This is a genomic window from Kibdelosporangium banguiense (genome assembly GCF_017876405.1).
GTDB classification, from domain to species: domain Bacteria; phylum Actinomycetota; class Actinomycetes; order Mycobacteriales; family Pseudonocardiaceae; genus Kibdelosporangium; species Kibdelosporangium banguiense.
The window spans coordinates 2623577-2638662 of record NZ_JAGINW010000001.1 but is presented as its reverse complement, the minus strand read 5'-3'; the positions used below and the strand labels follow the sequence as shown (position 1 = coordinate 2638662).

12 protein-coding genes are annotated in these 15086 nt (G+C 65.7%); 9 read left to right on the top strand and 3 right to left on the bottom strand.

What is annotated here, in order from left to right; translation table 11 throughout:
• The first annotated feature begins 52 nt into the window (after positions 1 to 52).
• The 9 genes from JOF56_RS12635 to JOF56_RS12595 all read left to right on the top strand — a co-directional run bounded on the left by JOF56_RS12635 (position 53) and on the right by JOF56_RS12595 (position 12640).
• Positions 53 to 5353 carry an SdrD B-like domain-containing protein gene (locus tag JOF56_RS12635; RefSeq protein WP_209637443.1) on the top strand — a complete coding sequence of 1767 codons (5301 nt, stop codon included), beginning with the start codon at positions 53 to 55 and terminating at the stop codon, positions 5351 to 5353.
• A gap of 284 nt (positions 5354 to 5637) precedes the next feature.
• Positions 5638 to 6072 carry a DUF4395 domain-containing protein gene (locus JOF56_RS12630; RefSeq protein WP_209637441.1) on the top strand — a complete coding sequence of 145 codons (435 nt, stop codon included), beginning with the start codon at positions 5638 to 5640 and terminating at the stop codon, positions 6070 to 6072.
• Between the two features lie 37 nt (positions 6073 to 6109).
• Positions 6110 to 6952, top strand: coding sequence for a sulfurtransferase (locus JOF56_RS12625; protein WP_209637439.1), 843 nt, complete (start codon positions 6110 to 6112; stop codon positions 6950 to 6952).
• A 4-nt stretch (positions 6953 to 6956) separates the two neighbouring features.
• Complete coding sequence (locus JOF56_RS12620; protein WP_209637437.1) at positions 6957 to 7253, top strand: DUF1416 domain-containing protein; 297 nt, start codon at positions 6957 to 6959, stop codon at positions 7251 to 7253.
• Positions 7254 to 7398: 145 nt separating this feature from the next.
• Positions 7399 to 8031 carry a peptidoglycan-binding domain-containing protein gene (locus JOF56_RS12615; RefSeq protein WP_209637435.1) on the top strand — a complete coding sequence of 211 codons (633 nt, stop codon included), beginning with the start codon at positions 7399 to 7401 and terminating at the stop codon, positions 8029 to 8031.
• Between the two features lie 169 nt (positions 8032 to 8200).
• Entirely contained in the window at positions 8201 to 8842 is a 642-nt protein-coding gene (locus JOF56_RS12610; protein WP_209637433.1) for a heme-binding beta-barrel domain-containing protein, read from the top strand.
• Between the two features lie 6 nt (positions 8843 to 8848).
• Positions 8849 to 9457, top strand: coding sequence for a 5-oxoprolinase subunit B family protein (locus JOF56_RS12605; RefSeq protein WP_209637431.1), 609 nt, complete (start codon positions 8849 to 8851; stop codon positions 9455 to 9457).
• A complete protein-coding gene (locus JOF56_RS12600; protein ID WP_209637429.1) occupies positions 9454 to 10332 on the top strand; it encodes a 5-oxoprolinase subunit C family protein in 879 nt (292 codons plus the stop codon). Before JOF56_RS12605 ends, JOF56_RS12600 begins: the two co-directional genes overlap by 4 nt.
• A 70-nt stretch (positions 10333 to 10402) precedes the next feature.
• Positions 10403 to 12640 carry a glycosyl hydrolase family 18 protein gene (locus JOF56_RS12595; protein ID WP_209637427.1) on the top strand — a complete coding sequence of 746 codons (2238 nt, stop codon included), beginning with the start codon at positions 10403 to 10405 and terminating at the stop codon, positions 12638 to 12640.
• A 45-nt stretch (positions 12641 to 12685) separates the two neighbouring features.
• On the opposite strand, the gene JOF56_RS12590 is transcribed toward JOF56_RS12595, so the two are convergent.
• The 3 genes from JOF56_RS12590 to JOF56_RS12580 all read right to left on the bottom strand — a co-directional run bounded on the left by JOF56_RS12590 (position 12686) and on the right by JOF56_RS12580 (position 15067).
• Positions 12686 to 13324 (bottom strand): hypothetical protein, encoded by a 639-nt coding sequence (locus JOF56_RS12590; protein WP_209637425.1) that lies wholly within the window; start codon positions 13322 to 13324, stop codon positions 12686 to 12688.
• Positions 13325 to 13409: 85 nt separating this feature from the next.
• A complete protein-coding gene (locus JOF56_RS12585; protein ID WP_209637423.1) occupies positions 13410 to 14114 on the bottom strand; it encodes a Crp/Fnr family transcriptional regulator in 705 nt (234 codons plus the stop codon).
• A gap of 104 nt (positions 14115 to 14218) precedes the next feature.
• Positions 14219 to 15067: an aminodeoxychorismate lyase gene (locus tag JOF56_RS12580; protein ID WP_209637421.1), complete on the bottom strand. Its 849-nt coding sequence runs from the start codon at positions 15065 to 15067 to the stop codon at positions 14219 to 14221.
• Positions 15068 to 15086: the final 19 nt, after the last annotated feature.

Sequence of the window (15086 nt, the reverse complement as noted above, 5' to 3'; positions counted from 1 at the left end):
GATCATGATCGACAGCTAGCTTTTCCTTGATGTCGCAGGAAAAGGAGCTGTTGTGAGCAGAGTGGTCGGGCTGGCTCTCGCTGGGTCGCTCGTACTGGCGGGCGCGATATTCACGCCTGCCGCGTCGGCCGTGCTGGCGGACGGGACGCTGACCGTCCGGCTGGTGCGTGACGTCAACGGGAACGGTTCCTACGAGCCCGCTCTCGAGATCGGCGTGCCGGGCATCCCGGTCACGGTGACCGATCCGGCCGGCAGCACCGCCAACGGCACAACCGGCCCGGACGGCGTGGTCAAGATCGACCTCGGTCCGGTCAACGGCGGCGGCTACCGGGTCGAGGCGGCGATCCCGTCCTCGATGCCGCACCTGAAGCCTGCTCCCAGCGGCAACGGCCTGTCGTCACTGACGGAGTTCGTCAACGGCCCGAACCCGTCGATCACCATGGGCGTGTGGAACCCGGCCGACTATTGCCAGGCCAACCCGTCTGTCGCCACCGCGTGCCAACGCAACACGCACAAGGCAGGCAATGACGCGGCGGCACGCTCGCTCGTCAAGTTCCCCTTCACAGCTCGCGGCACCTCGCCCGCACCGACACAAATCGCCAAGCAGGGCGACACAGGGGCCGTGTTCGGTCTCGCGTATCGCAAGCAGGACAAGCGGCTTTTCTCCGGCGCTTTCGCGAAACGCTTGGCGCCCTACGGTTCTGGCGGCCCGGGCGCCATCTACGTGACCTCAGCCGGGTCGACGTCCCAGTTCGCCACAGTTCCGGAAGCCGGCAGCACCCAGCACAGCGACGGCCACGACGGCTCGTTCTTCGCCGCACCCGGCAAGGAAAGTCTCGGCGATCTGGAGATGTCCGAGGACGGCACCGCGCTGTACGCGGTGAACCTTGCCAACAAGACGTTGTATGTCTTCGACGCGACCATCCCGGCGGCTTCCGCACCGGTCGGCTCGTACCCGATCCCGAATCCAGGGTGTCCGGCCGCGGGTGACTGGCGGCCCGGCGGGCTGGGCGTACGCGACGGAATTCTGTATGTAGGTGGCGTGTGTTCAGGCCAGTCGACCGCCAAGGTCGCTGACATGAAGGCTGTTGTCCTGCCGTTCCAGTCCGGCGCGTTCGGCTCGGCGGTGTTCACCAAGCCCCTCGACACCGGCTGGCATCCGTGGCTCGACCGTTGGGATCCCAGGCAGTTCACGCAGGTAGACGGCAACATCAGCTACACCCAGCCACTGCTGACGAACGTCGCGGTGGACAAGACCGGCGACCTGGTCCTGGCGTTCCGGGACCGGTTCGGCGACCAGCTCGGCCAGCAGACCCCGGCGCCCACGGGCAACGGCGCGTTCAGCGCGGCGGTCGGCGGTGCGCTGAGCCGCGCGTGCAAGCAGGCCGACGGGAAGTACGCGACCTGCCCGGACGCCCTGAAAGCCGACGCCTCGATGGGTGCCGTCGCGCTGGTTCTGGCCGCGGACAAGATGCCGGTCACGTCGAACCCGGGCGTCGGCTGGTTCGACCGCGCGACCGGCGCCAAGCAGGGCACGTTCCAGGTCGGCGACCAGGAAGGCTGGGGCAGGGCCAACAGCCTCGCCGACCTCGAGGCACTGTGTGACCTCGCGCCCGTGCAGGTCGGCAACCGCGTGTGGTTCGACGCGGACACAGACGGCATCCAGGACGGCAATGAACCGCCGCTTGCCGGCGTGAAGGTCACTGCGACTCCTTGTGCCGGTGGCGCAGCCCTGCCGCCGCAGACCACGAACGCCAAGGGCGAGTACATGCTGACCGGTCTGCAGCCGGACACGTGTTACAACTTGAAGTTCGACTTCACCGGTGCGCAGACGTCCGCATTGCCTGGCGCACCACCAGGTTCCTCGTTGAAATGGACAGCGCGGCAAGCCGGTGCCAACCGGGCCGTCGACTCCAATGTGGACCCGGGAACCGGCCTGGCCACGGTCAACACAGGTGGCCACGGCTCGGTGGACACGACCGTCGACGCCGGTGTTCTCGCTCCGACCAGCACGCTGGGCGACCTGGTCTGGATGGACAACAACCGCAACGGCCAGCAGGACGCCGGTGAGCCACCGGTGCCTGGGCTCGCGGTGACGATGGGCTCGTTGAAGACCGTGACCGGCCCGGACGGGAAGTACATCTTCGACAAGCTGCCGGATGGCACGTACCAGGTCTGTTTCGACGTCAAGAACCTGCCGGACGGCTATCTGCCGGCAGTTGCAAACCTCGGTTCGGATGCGATGGACTCGGACGCGGATCCGGCCACAGGCTGCGCACCACCCGTCACTGTCGGCCCGGCCAAACGCGAGGATCTGACGCTGGACTTCGGGATCAGACCGGCGAACAAGCTCGGTGACCTGGTGTGGAGCGACGTGAACCGCAACGGCCGTCAGGACGCGGACGAGCCGCCGGTGCCGGGCGTGACCGTGACCACGGGTTCGTCGACCGCGGTGACCGGGCTCGACGGCAAGTACCTGTTCGACAAGCTGCCCGACGGCAAGTACACGGTCTGCTTCGACCTGAAGACCCTGCCCGCCAGCTTTGTCGATTTCCAGGCCACCAAAGCCAATACCGGTGATGACGGGCTGGACTCCGACATCGACATGGCCACCGGCTGTGCCCCGCCGGTCACGTTGTCGGCCACGGACGATTTCACTGTGGACGCGGGCCTTGTGCCACCGGCCAACCGCATCGGTGACTTCGTCTGGTCGGACGTCGACCGCAACGGCAGGCAGGATCCCGGCGAGCCCGGCCTGCCTGGTGTCCCGGTGTCGCTCGGCAAGACCAAGACGACCACAGGTTCCGACGGCCGGTACATGTTCGACGGCATGCCCGACGGCAAGTACCAGGTGTGTTTCGGCGGGTTCTCCGACTATGTGGTGACCACGCCCAACACTGGTGACGACAACAAGAACTCCGACGCCGACCCAGTCTCGGGATGCGCGCCGGAGGTCACTGTCGGGCCGGGGAATCGTTCAGTGCTGTCGATCGACGCCGGGCTGGTCGCGCCACCCGGCCAGATCGGCGACTTCGTCTGGCAGGACACCAACCGCAACGGCCTGCTCGACGCGGGCGAACCCGGGATCGCCGACGTGCCGGTCTCGGTGGGCAACCGGAAGACCAAGACCGGCGCGGACGGCAAATACCTGGCCTCTGACCTGCCCGAAGGCAAGTACACGGTGTGCTTCGGGCCGTACGCGGACTTCCAGCTGACCAAGCCGAACACCGGCGACGACAACTTGGACTCGGACGCGGATCCGGACACCGGCTGCGCGCCCGAGGTGACGCTCGCGGCAGGCAGCCGGTCGAACCTGACTGTGGACGCCGGGTTCAGCTCGCCCGGCAACCGGATCGGTGACCTGGTCTTCTCGGACCTCAACCGCAACGGCCGCTTCGACTCCGGCGAGCCAGGGGTCCCTGGCGTGGCCGTTTCTGCAGGTTCGATGAACACGACCACTGGCCCGGACGGCAAGTACCTGTTCTCCGACGTGCCGGACGGGAAGTACCGGGTTTGCTTTACTGCCAAGGGATACACGTTCACGAAGCCTGACATGGGCGCGGACACCGCCGACTCGGACGCGGATCCCGCGACCGGCTGCGCGCCGGAAGTCACTGTGGGGCCGGGCAATCGTTCGGTACTCACGGTCGACGCCGGGCTGTTGTCGGCGCCGAACCTTCTCGGCGACCTGGTGTGGCGGGACGTCGACCGTAACGGCCTGGCCGACACCGGCGAGCCCGGAATCCCTGGTGTCACCGTGACTGTGGGCGCGTTGTCGACCGTGACCGACGCGAACGGCAAGTATCTGTTCCCAGAGCTGGGCGACGGCAAGCATGTGGTCTGCTTCGGCCTCAAGGACGATCTGCAGATCACCAAGCCGTTCGCGGGGTCGGCGGACAAGGACTCCAATCCGGACCCGAAGACCAGGTGCGCGGCCGAGGTCACGCTCGGTCCCGGCAACCGCTCGAACCTGACCATCGACGCGGGCCTGATGTCGCCGATGAACCGGCTGGGCGGCTTCCTCTGGCTGGACCGCAACCGCAACGGCAAACCCGACTCGGGCGAGCCACCCGCAACAGGCGTGCCGATCACCGCGGGCCAGCACAAGACCGTCACCGATTCTCTTGGGAAGTACCTGTTCTCGGATGTCCCGGACGGCGCCTACCGCGTATGTTTCGGTTCTTTTGAGGACTTCAGAGCCGAGTGCGCACCCGAGGTGAAACTCGGCATGGGCAATCGCGAAAGCCTGAGCATCGACGCAGGGCTGGTCGCGCCACCCAACCAGATCGGCGACCTCGTCTGGCTGGACAACAACCGCAACGGCACCCCTGACCAGGGCGAACCCGGAATCCCCGGGGCAACGGTGTACGCCGGTTCAGCCAAGACCACGACAGACGCGGCCGGGAAGTACCTCTTCACGGACCTGCCCGACGGCGACTACCGCGTCTGCTTCGAACTGCCGGCCGAGTACAGCAAACACCTCTACAAGAAAGCCGACGGCTGCGCGGACACAGTCAAGCTGGGCACCGGCAACAGGTCTGTGCTGTCGGTCGACGCCGGATTCCGGCCACCGAACTCCCTCGGCGACCTCGTCTGGCTGGACCTCAATCGCAACGGCGTCGCTGACGCGGGCGAACCTGGCATCCCAGGCGTAACCGTCACCGTCGGGACTCACAAGGCGGTGACCGACGGTTCCGGCAAGTACCTGATCACAGACCTGGCCGACGGTTCCTACGTCACCTGCTTCGACCGCAAAACCGTGCCCACGCAGTACGCCTCGTACCAAATCGGGCGCGGGACAGTCGACCCGTCAACATGGTGCACCGCCCCAACCCGCTTGTACTCAGAGAAATGGGAGGACCTCACAGTCGACGCAGGCCTCGTCGAACCCGGCAATCGAATCGGCGACTTCATCTGGATCGACACCTCCCGCAACGGCCTGCAGGACCGCGACGAATCCGGCGCCCCAAGCGTCGCCGTCACGCTGCGAGCCGCATCCGGCGAAGAGGTCGCCAAAACCGTCACAGACCGCAACGGCAGGTACCTCTTCGACAACCTCGCCAACGGCAGCTACATAGTCTGCGTCCCCAAATCCGAACTCCGCGGCTACACGATCGCCAACCGCGACACAGGCGAGGACACCCGCGACTCGGACGCCGACCCGACCAACGGCTGCACAAAACCAGTCACCGTCAGCGCAGCGAAACGTGAGATCCTGACCGTCGACTTCGGCCTGCTGCCGCCCAAGGCCCTGGCCAGCACCGGCGCCTCCTTCGGCTGGCTGATAACCGGCGGAATAGTCGTTCTCGTACTCGGCCTGCTGATGATCCTGTTCCGCCGCCGAAAGGCCTGAGGAAGGTGTCGGGTCACCAGGTCAAGGAGGAGCTGGGGTTGTCACCCGTTCGAGGGCCTGGACTTACTCGTTCGCTTGATCGGGTTTCTCAGTGGATGGACAGCTCTGCTCTGCATTGTGAGATCGAGGTACTCTCGCGACCGTGTACACATTGCTGACCAGGCGCCGCGCGGTGGACTACTGCCGCGTTGACTCCAGTCTGTGTCGCAACCCTCTGACCAGGTGATTTCGTGCGCCCTTCAGGCGCCAATGAACCCGCTTGTACCCAGGTCAGGAGTACACGAATGTCCGCTGTCGACCCGCGCGGTCCCAGGTTCGCTGCCTGGGTCACGACCGTCGTGCTTGCCGTCGCAGTTGCCGCCCAATGGTGGCCGCTGTTGGCCGTGCAGGCCGCCATCTTCGCTGTCGGTGCGTTCGCTGGATTGAAGTACGCGCCTTATTCACTGCTTTACAAGTACCTCGTGGCGCCGCGCCTGCAGCCGACTGACGAGCGGGAGGACGCCACGCCGCTGCGCTTCGCGCAAGGTGTGGGGTTCGCGTTCGCCCTGGTCGGCACGGTTGCGTTCGCTCTCGGTAGTGCCACGGTAGGCGTCATCGCGGCTGCGTTCGCGCTGGCCGCGGCATTCCTCAACGCGGCCTTCGGCTTCTGCCTGGGCTGCGAGACCTACCTGCTGTTGCGCAGGCTCACCCCGTCCGTACGCCGGCAGTCACCGGCCTGAGAAACCCAACCCCCGCAGAGAAAGTGAGAGACGCTCGATGAGCCGCGAAAACGTGCTGGTGTCGGCCCAGTGGGCCGAGGACAACCTGGAGACGGCGGGGGTGGTGTTCGTCGAGGTCGACGAGGACACCAGCGCATACGACACCGGCCACATCCCGGGTGCTGTCAAGATCGACTGGAAGAACGAGCTGCAGGACCCGGTCCGCCGCGACTTCGTCGACCGGGCCGGCTTCGAGAAGCTGCTGTCCGGCAAGGGAATCGCCAACGAGGACACTGTGATCCTCTACGGCGGCAACAACAACTGGTTCGCCGCGTACGCGTACTGGTACTTCAAGCTGTACGGCCACGAGGCCGTGAAGCTGCTCGACGGTGGCCGCAAGAAGTGGGAGCTGGACGGCCGTCCGCTGTCCCAGGACGTGGTCAAGCGCGACGAGACCACCTTCTCCGCGCAGGAGCAGAACCTCAAGCTGCGGGCGTTCCGCGACGAGGTCGTCGACGCGATCGGCAAGAAGAACCTGGTCGACGTGCGGTCGCCGGACGAGTTCTCCGGCAAGCTGCTCGCCCCGGCGCACCTGCCGCAGGAGTCCGCGCAGCGTCCGGGCCACGTGCCGTCGGCGATCAACGTGCCGTGGGCCAAGGCCGCGAACGAGGACGGCACCTTCAAGTCCGACGACGAGCTGCGCGAGATCTACAAACAAGCCGGCATCGACGAGTCGATCGCCACGATCGCGTACTGCCGCATCGGCGAGCGCTCGTCGCACACCTGGTTCGCGCTGCACGAGCTGCTCGGCCACGAGGACGTGAAGAACTACGACGGTTCATGGACCGAATACGGGTCGCTGGTCGGCGTGCCCGTCGAAACCGGCACCGGCAAGGAGTAACAAAGTGAGCAGCTGCGGAGCACCTGACCAGTCGGCACCGATCGCCGACGCGGGCGGCCAGACCGTCCTCTCCGGACGTGTCCTGTCCGGCGAAGCCCCGGTCGGCGGCGCGTTCGTGCGCCTGCTGGACGGCAACGGCGACTTCACCGGCGAGGTCGTGACCTCGCCTGAGGGCGAGTTCCGGTTCTACGCCGCCCCTGGCTCCTGGACGGTGCGCGCGCTGCACCGCACGGGCAACGGCGAGGCGTCGATCACCGCTGAAGGCCCCGGCATCCACGAGGTGGCCGTCGCGGTCGCCTGACAAGCCAGATAGCGACAAAAATCGGGTGGCCCCGTGTGGGTCACCCGATTTTTTCGTGATCCCACCGTGACCAACCTCCCCAGGGCAAGGCCGTCTTTTATTGCAGAAGGGCCGAGGGGGCCCAAATCTTGGGGAGATAATCACAATGAAGCGCATGATTGTTCGTGCTGCCGTTTTGGCCATGTTCACCGCCGGTATGGCGACCACCGTCGGAATTGCCGGCGCCGGGACGGCAATGGCGTGCGGTCAGGAAAACCAGCGATCCGACCAGTTTGCCGCGAGCCTGCCGCAGGTCAACCCGGGTGACACCGGCCAGCACGTACTCGCCCTGCAGCTCTCGCTGCGGCACGAGGGCTACACCCAGCTCAACGGCACCGGAACCTATGCCCAGAACACTTTGAGCGCCGTCCAGGATTTCCAGCGCAAGAATGGAATCAACGCCAGCGGAATTGTCGGCTCGAAAACGTGGCACGCCCTGGTCGGCAAAATGCCGCCGTCGTTGACCGGACAGGGCTGGGCGACGCCGCCTTCTTTCGGAATCAACCCGGGCGAGCGCAACGGCAACAAGCTCTCTGCATTGTTCGACGCCATGCAGCGTATTCACCCGTACACCTCCCAGGGCCTGCCCGATGAGGGCGACGTCTACGGCCCGCAGATGCAGCGGCTCGTCCAGGACTTCCAGCGCCGCGCCGGCATCAAGGACAGCGGCATCGTCGGCCCGAAGACCTGGGCCGCGCTCTACGAGGTCGTCGCCGCGAGCGGCCAGTGGGGCTGCTGACGCCCACGTCACCTGTGTATGCGGGCACGTCCGTTTCGTGCCCGCACACACGCTCGTTAAGCTCACTTCCCGTGGAGCTGATTTTCACCTCGTTGCTGGTCATCATGGCCGTCGCGGTCCTCTGGTTCGCGGGCTACGTCATCTACCGCCTGTACAGCGACCAGCGCTGATGACGACCGATAACAGCGAGACCGTCCCTGGCAGCGGCGACGCGGCAGTGCAGGCGGCAGCGGAGCGGGCCAAGGCGACCCGCCACCGCAACCTGCCCCAGTTCGACGACCTGCCGATTCCGCCGGACACCGCGAACCTGCGCGAGGGCCCGAACCTCAACGACGGGCTGCTGGCGTTGCTGCCGCTGGTCGGCGTGTGGCGTGGTGAGGGCGAGGTCGTCTATCCCACCCTGGACAAGACGCACAAGTTCGGCCAGCAGGTCACGTTCGCGCACGACGGCCGGCCGTTCCTGTACTACGAGGCCCGTGCCTGGCTGCTGGACGACGACGGCAACGTGATTCGCCCGGCCGCGCGGGAGGTCGGCTGGTGGCGTCCCCAGGCCGACGACACGATCGAACTCCTGCTGGCGCACGCCACCGGAGTCATCGAGCTCTTCTACGGCAAGCCGCGGACCCAGACGTCCTGGGAGCTGACCACTGACGCAGTGGTGCGTACCGCGACCGCCAAGGAGGTCCAAGGCGCCAAGCGGCTGTACGGCCTGGTGAACAACGGTGACCTGGCGTACGTCGAAGAGCGCGCGATGATGGGGCAGGAACTGCAGCCGCACACGTCGGCTTACTTGACGCGCGTCGTCGGCTGACCGCCCATGCGCTTACGGCGGTGCGGTGCGGACGCGATGCTCGTCGAAGTCGACTCATTGGACGAGGTTCAAGCCGTACGCACCGCGTTGGCCGACGCCGACCTCCCAGGTCTTGTCGAGCTCGTTCCTGCCGCTCGGACCGTCCTGGCGTCATTCTCGCCAGGCTCCGGCGGGTTGGCGCGCCTACGGCCCTTGCTGGACACCGTCGACCTGTCACAGCGCACGGCGTCAGCACCGCGCGAGGTCGTGCTGCCGGTGCACTACGACGGTCCGGACCTTGAGCTCGTCGCCCAGACGGCAGGTACGGACGTTGCTGGCGTGATCGAGCTGCACACGGGCGCCGAGTACAAGGTGGCGTTCTGCGGCTTCGCGCCCGGTTTCGGGTACATGGTCGGACTGCCTGGGGCTTTGCAGCAGCCACGGTTGGACAACCCGCGTAAACGCGTCCCTCCAGGGTCCGTGGGCATCGCGGGCGAGTTCACCGGGGCCTATCCGACCGCCTCACCAGGCGGTTGGCGGTTGCTGGGGCACACCGACGCGACACTGTTCGACTCCCGCCGTGAACCCGCCGCATTGCTTGCGCCGGGTGATGTCGTGCGATTCGAGGCCGTATGAGGGCGCTCACCGTACTGGCCACCGGCCCGTTGGCGCTGGTGCAGGATCTCGGCCGGCCTGGGAACGGGCATCTGGGCGTGCCGCCGTCAGGTGCGCTGGACCAGCCCGCGCTGCGGCTGGCGAACCGGCTTGTCGGCAACCCCGAGTCAGCTGCGGGTATCGAAATGCTGCTGGGCGGGTTGTCGGTGCGCGCCGAGGACTCGTGCACAGTCGCGATCACCGGCCCGCAGGTGAACGTCTCGCTGCGTGGGCACGAAGTCGGCTCGCACAGCCCGGTCCACCTTTCGGCCGGGGACGTGCTCACGGTCGGCAGTCCGTCGTCGGGTTTGCGTTGCTACCTGGCCGTTTCCGGCGGTGTCGAGGTCACTGCGGAACTTGGTTCGCGGGCCACCGACGTGTTGTCCGGGATCGGACCTGACGCGTTGACGGCCGGAACCGTGCTGCAGCTGGGCAAACCGGGTCTGCCGGTCGGCGTGGACGAGCTCGCGCCCTCGCGTGCGCCGGACGATCTGGTGATCCCGGTTCTGCTTGGGCCACGGGACGACTGGTTCGACGACGCCGGGACACAGCTGGCGGCCGGATCGTGGAAGGTCTCGCCGGAGAGCAACCGGGTCGGCGTCAGGTTGATCGGTACAGCCCTGCGGCGCACGGACGCGTTCACCGATGTCGAGCTCGCCAGCGAAGGTCTGGTCACGGGCGCGATCCAGGTGCGCCCCAACGGTTTGCCGGTCGTGTTCCTCGCTGATCACCCGACCACCGGCGGATATCCGGTGATCGCTGTTGTGGACCCGGCCGGTCTCCCCGCGTTGGCGCAGGCCAGGCCGGGCGTACAGGTCCACTTCCGGCCGATGCGTTTCAGCATGCAGAACAACTGACCCGGCCCGTTGTGCCGTGGGTCACAGCGCCGCACCCTGGTCTAGACCACTACGGCGTGAGGACCCTGCCATGTCACAACACGCTCGCTCCATCAGATCCGCACTGGCCGCGGTTCTACTCCTACTCGCCCTGAGCACCCCCGCACAGGCAGCAGGCAGCTTGCGGGCCGCGTTTTCCTTGTCCGGCAACGTCGGCACGTACACCGTGACCAACGCAGGCACTGCCACAGTCACCGGTTGGACGATCACGTTCGAGGTTCCGTCCGGCGTGGCCGTGACAACGGGTGAACACGGCACAGTGTCGCAATCGGGCACGTCAGTGACCGTCACCCCGGCGTACTACATCAATTCCTTGGCACCAGGCCGATCCACATACCCGTATAGCCCGACGGTCCGGTTCAGTTCGCCGACAACCCCGACGAGCTGCCGGATCGACGACGGCAACTGTGACGGTTCAGCCGAAACACCGCCGTCCGCGCCAACTGGCCTGCGAACGACCGTGAAAACGACCCGGACCATCACACTGGCTTGGAACGCGGCCACTCCAGGATCGCTCCCAGTCGTGGGCTACCAGGTGTATCGCGGCACCACACTCGTGGCCTCACCGCCAACCACGACCGCGTCCGTGACCGGGCTGACCCCGAACACCGACTACTCGTTCACCGTTGTCACACTTGACCGCAAGGGCACGAAATCCGCTCCCAGCGCGCCTTTGACCGTACGCACGAACAATCCGAGCGATGACACGCAGGCTCCTTCTGTCCCTGGGAACTTCCGTTCAACCGCAGCAGATTCCGGCAGTATCTCGTTGGCATGGAACGCATCGGCCGACAACACCGGTGTCGTGGCGTACGACGTATACCAAGGCTCGACGCTGGTTCTGACCGTGACCACGACGACCGCACGGGTCACGGGTCTCGCGCCCTCCACCCGGTACACGTTCACTGTGCGGGCCCGCGACGGCTACGACAACACTTCTGCCGCCAGCGCCGCCGTCACCGCGTCTACTTCGGACATTGTCAGCGGCTATGCCAAGGTCGCCTACTTCGTCCAATGGGGAATCTACGGCCGGCAGTATTTCGTGCGGAACCTGCAAACCTCTGGGGCGGCGGCGAAACTGACACACGTGTTGTACGCGTTCCAGAACATCGACCCGGTCAACCTGACCTGTTTGTCCGGTGTCACCAAGGCAACCAGCGCCAACCCGCAGGACCCGAACCAGGGCGACGGCGCGGGCGACGCCGAAGCCGACTATTCACGGCCGGTCGCGGCCTCGCAGTCGGTCGACGGTGTCGCGGACACCGGCTGGGAGACGCTGCGCGGGAACTTCAACCAGCTCAAGAAGTTGAAGGCGCTCAACCCGAACCTGAAAGTCCTGGTCTCGCTGGGCGGCTGGACATACTCGAAGTACTTCTCCGACGTGGCCGCGACCGACGCGTCCCGCAAGAAGTTCGTCTCGTCATGCGTCGACACCTGGATCAAGGGCAACATCAGGCCGTACGGCGGCGCAGGCGGCCCCGGGACCGCAGCGGGCATCTTCGACGGCATCGACATCGACTGGGAATGGCCCGGCAGCCCCGACGGCCACCCCGGAAACCACTGGAGCCCGAACGACAAGAACAACCTGACATCGCTGCTGGCCGAGTTCCGCGCCCAGTTGGACGCGCACGGCGCCACCACCGGCAAACGCTACGAACTGCAGGCCTTCACGCCCGCCGACCCGGCCAAGGTCACCGCGGGCTGGGACGTCGGCAAGATCTTCCAGTACCTCGACGTCGCCAACGTCCAGGGCTACGACTTCCACGGCTCCGGCAGCGACAACTCCTGGGAGCCCAACCGAACCGGCCACCAGGGCAACCTCTACCCCGACGCGGACGACCCGTACCCCGTGAAGTTCAGCGCCGAAACCGCGATCAACGCCTACACGAACGCCGGCGTCAACCCCCGCAAACTCACCCTCGGCCTCGCCTTCTACGGCCGCGGCTGGCAAGGAGTCGGCAACGGCGGCAAAAACGGCGAATGGCAAACCGCAACCGGCGGCGCCCCAGGCCAATTCCCCGAAGAAACCGGCACCCGAGGCTACGGAAACCTCGTCGCCGGCGTCCCCGGCTGTACAGTCCACCACGACGAAGCCGCCGTCGCGACCTACTGTTACACCGGCAACCAATGGTGGACCTTCGACGACCCATGGTCCATCGAACGCAAAACAGCCTGGATCAGACAACGCGGCCTCCTGGGCGCCATGGCCTGGGAAATGTCCGGCGACCCAGGCCAGCTCATGACCGCCGTCGACACCGGCCTGCGCTGAATTCGACAGTCGTGGGTGGCCGCTTCGCCGCAGCCACCCACCGATTCAGTCTTGTCCCTGCGGGAGCTGTGCGATGTCCTCGATCCCGGAGGCTGTCAGGTACGGCAGCCCAGGTATCCACAGCCACGCATCGGCCTCGAACTCCTTCTCCATGACGTGCACCCGATAGAACTCAGCCGGACGCAGCGTAGTGTGCAGAGGCTCGATGGTGTCCTTGAAGATGTTCCCGGAAACCATCAGCGCGAGATTGGCTTCCGGGATCTCGGCGATCGCCCTGCGCAACGGCGCCGAGTTGAGCATCCGAGACACTTCGACCGGCCCCGGCCCGGCATATCCGTTGTCACCCGGCATGATCCGGCCGAAGTGGACCGCAAACCTCAGTCTGAGGCGAGCTTCTGGCAGCAACAGCGTATTGTGCCTGGCCAGTGCCACATCAACCTGGCGGATGAAAGTGTCCACCACAATGTGTTCAGGCTCGTCCTCCGGCAGCACGGCCAGTTCGCCGTCACCGACCGCTTGCCGCTCCCAAGTACCCCGGCGCAGCTTCGACATAGCCGCCGCGTAGTCCAGTATGTCGATCATGTGTCGCTGGATCGCCAGTTGCTGATAGTCGTGCCAGCGCCCGTAGCCGACGGCGTCGGCAGCCACAAGCAATCGCCGACGGCTTGGCCCGACAGGTTTCATCAGTGAACCTTCCATGTCTTGATCTCGAGCGCCCTCATTGTTCTGACACCCGTGTTCACAAGACACCGCATTTATGCGGAATTCTTCACTGTCGGTCATCAGCGATACGCCGCAGGCGAGGCATGTCGATCACTTCGACCACACGCCACTCACATTCGATCACACCATTGTCTCGCAGTTCTTTGAAGCACTTCTCCGCGGTTCGCTTCTTCAGACCGACGAGCGATCCGATCTCCGCCTGGTTGAGCTCGATGTCCAGCCGCCAGCGCAACCCCTTTCTCGCACCGTGGCTGGCAAGGATGCTGATCAGTGCTCGGCTCAGCCGGGTCAGCGAGCCGTACGAGGTGATGTCGACGCATCGTTCGTCGGCCTTCCGTAGTCGGCCGCTGATCGTGGCAGCAAGCTGTACAGCGAGCACCGGATAGGTGATCATCAGCTCGTCCAGCAGCGGACGCCTGATGAACAGGGCTCGACCTGGCCTGCAAGCGGTCACAGTAGCCATTCGAGCAGCGCGTTCCAACGCCGCCATCTCCCCCACCACGTCCCCACCAACTCGGATTCCGAGCAACACCTTCTGCCCGGGCTCAGAGTCCGCGATGACCTTCACCAAGCCATCGAGCAGCAGTAGCACGTGATCATCTTGATCACCCTGACGCATGAGGACGTCCTCGGCCGAGAAGTCACGTTCTTCGCCCGCGCGCAGGACGTCGGCACCTGCCGAGTCCGGCAGTCTGCCGAGCAGAGTTGATGACAGCCATCCGCGCAATTCGACTCCAGCCGTGGTCGTCATCACAATTCTCGTCCATGGCTCAGATCTCATTGGCGGCGCATCAACATCATTTCCCAGGGAACAGAAAAGCGCAGTTCAGACGCCTGGACTGATCATTTCATAGATCAGCTGGCGTATTCGGAGTTGTAGAGGCGGACGAGCTCGGTGTGCAGCGGGGTGCTGTCGGGGAGCTGGATGCCGTTGAGGGTGTGGACGCGGGTGATCTTGCGGACGCTGGAGGCGAGGAAGATGCCGTCGGCGGTGGGGAGTTCGGCGGCCTGGATGGGCTCGGTTTTGATTGACCAGCCTTCGCGTTCGGCGGCGCGGAACAACGCTGCCTGGGTGGTGCCGGGGAGGATGCCGATGGTGGCGGGCGGGGTGCGCAGGGTGCGGCCGGAGACCGCTATCAATGTCGAGGTCGGGCCTTCGAGGACTGCGCCGTCCGACGTTGTGAAGATGACTTCTTCGGCGCCGCGGCGTTCGGCCTCGCGGAGTGCTGCCATGTTCACGGCGTATGACAGCGTTTTTGCTCCGAGCAGGAGCCAGGGGGCGCGTTCGGCGGCTGTTGCGTCGAAGCCTCGGTCCAGGGTGACCGCCGAGATTCCGGAGGCGCGCTGACGCTTCACCTTTTCGGCTATTTCCAGGCCGAGGGCGAAGCCCGTTGGCGTTCCGTCGCCGCCTTCTATACCTCGGGTGTACACCCATTTGAGTGCGATTTCGGAGCCGCCGGTCCAGTTGTCGAGGACTGCCTGGGTCGCGCGGTCGAAGGCTGCCCGGGAAGGTTCCGGCAGGTCGAGCATGGCCGCCGAGCGGACCAGCCGGTCGAAGTGGGGGCCTAGCTCACGGGGTTGTCCGTCGACCACGAGCACTGTCTCGAATATGCCGTCGCCGCGCATCACCACCAGGTCGTCCACCCTGATCAGGGGATTGTCGGGATCGGCCAGGGTTCCGTCGAGGAGTGCAAGCACGCGCATGACCATGAACCTACTCCCG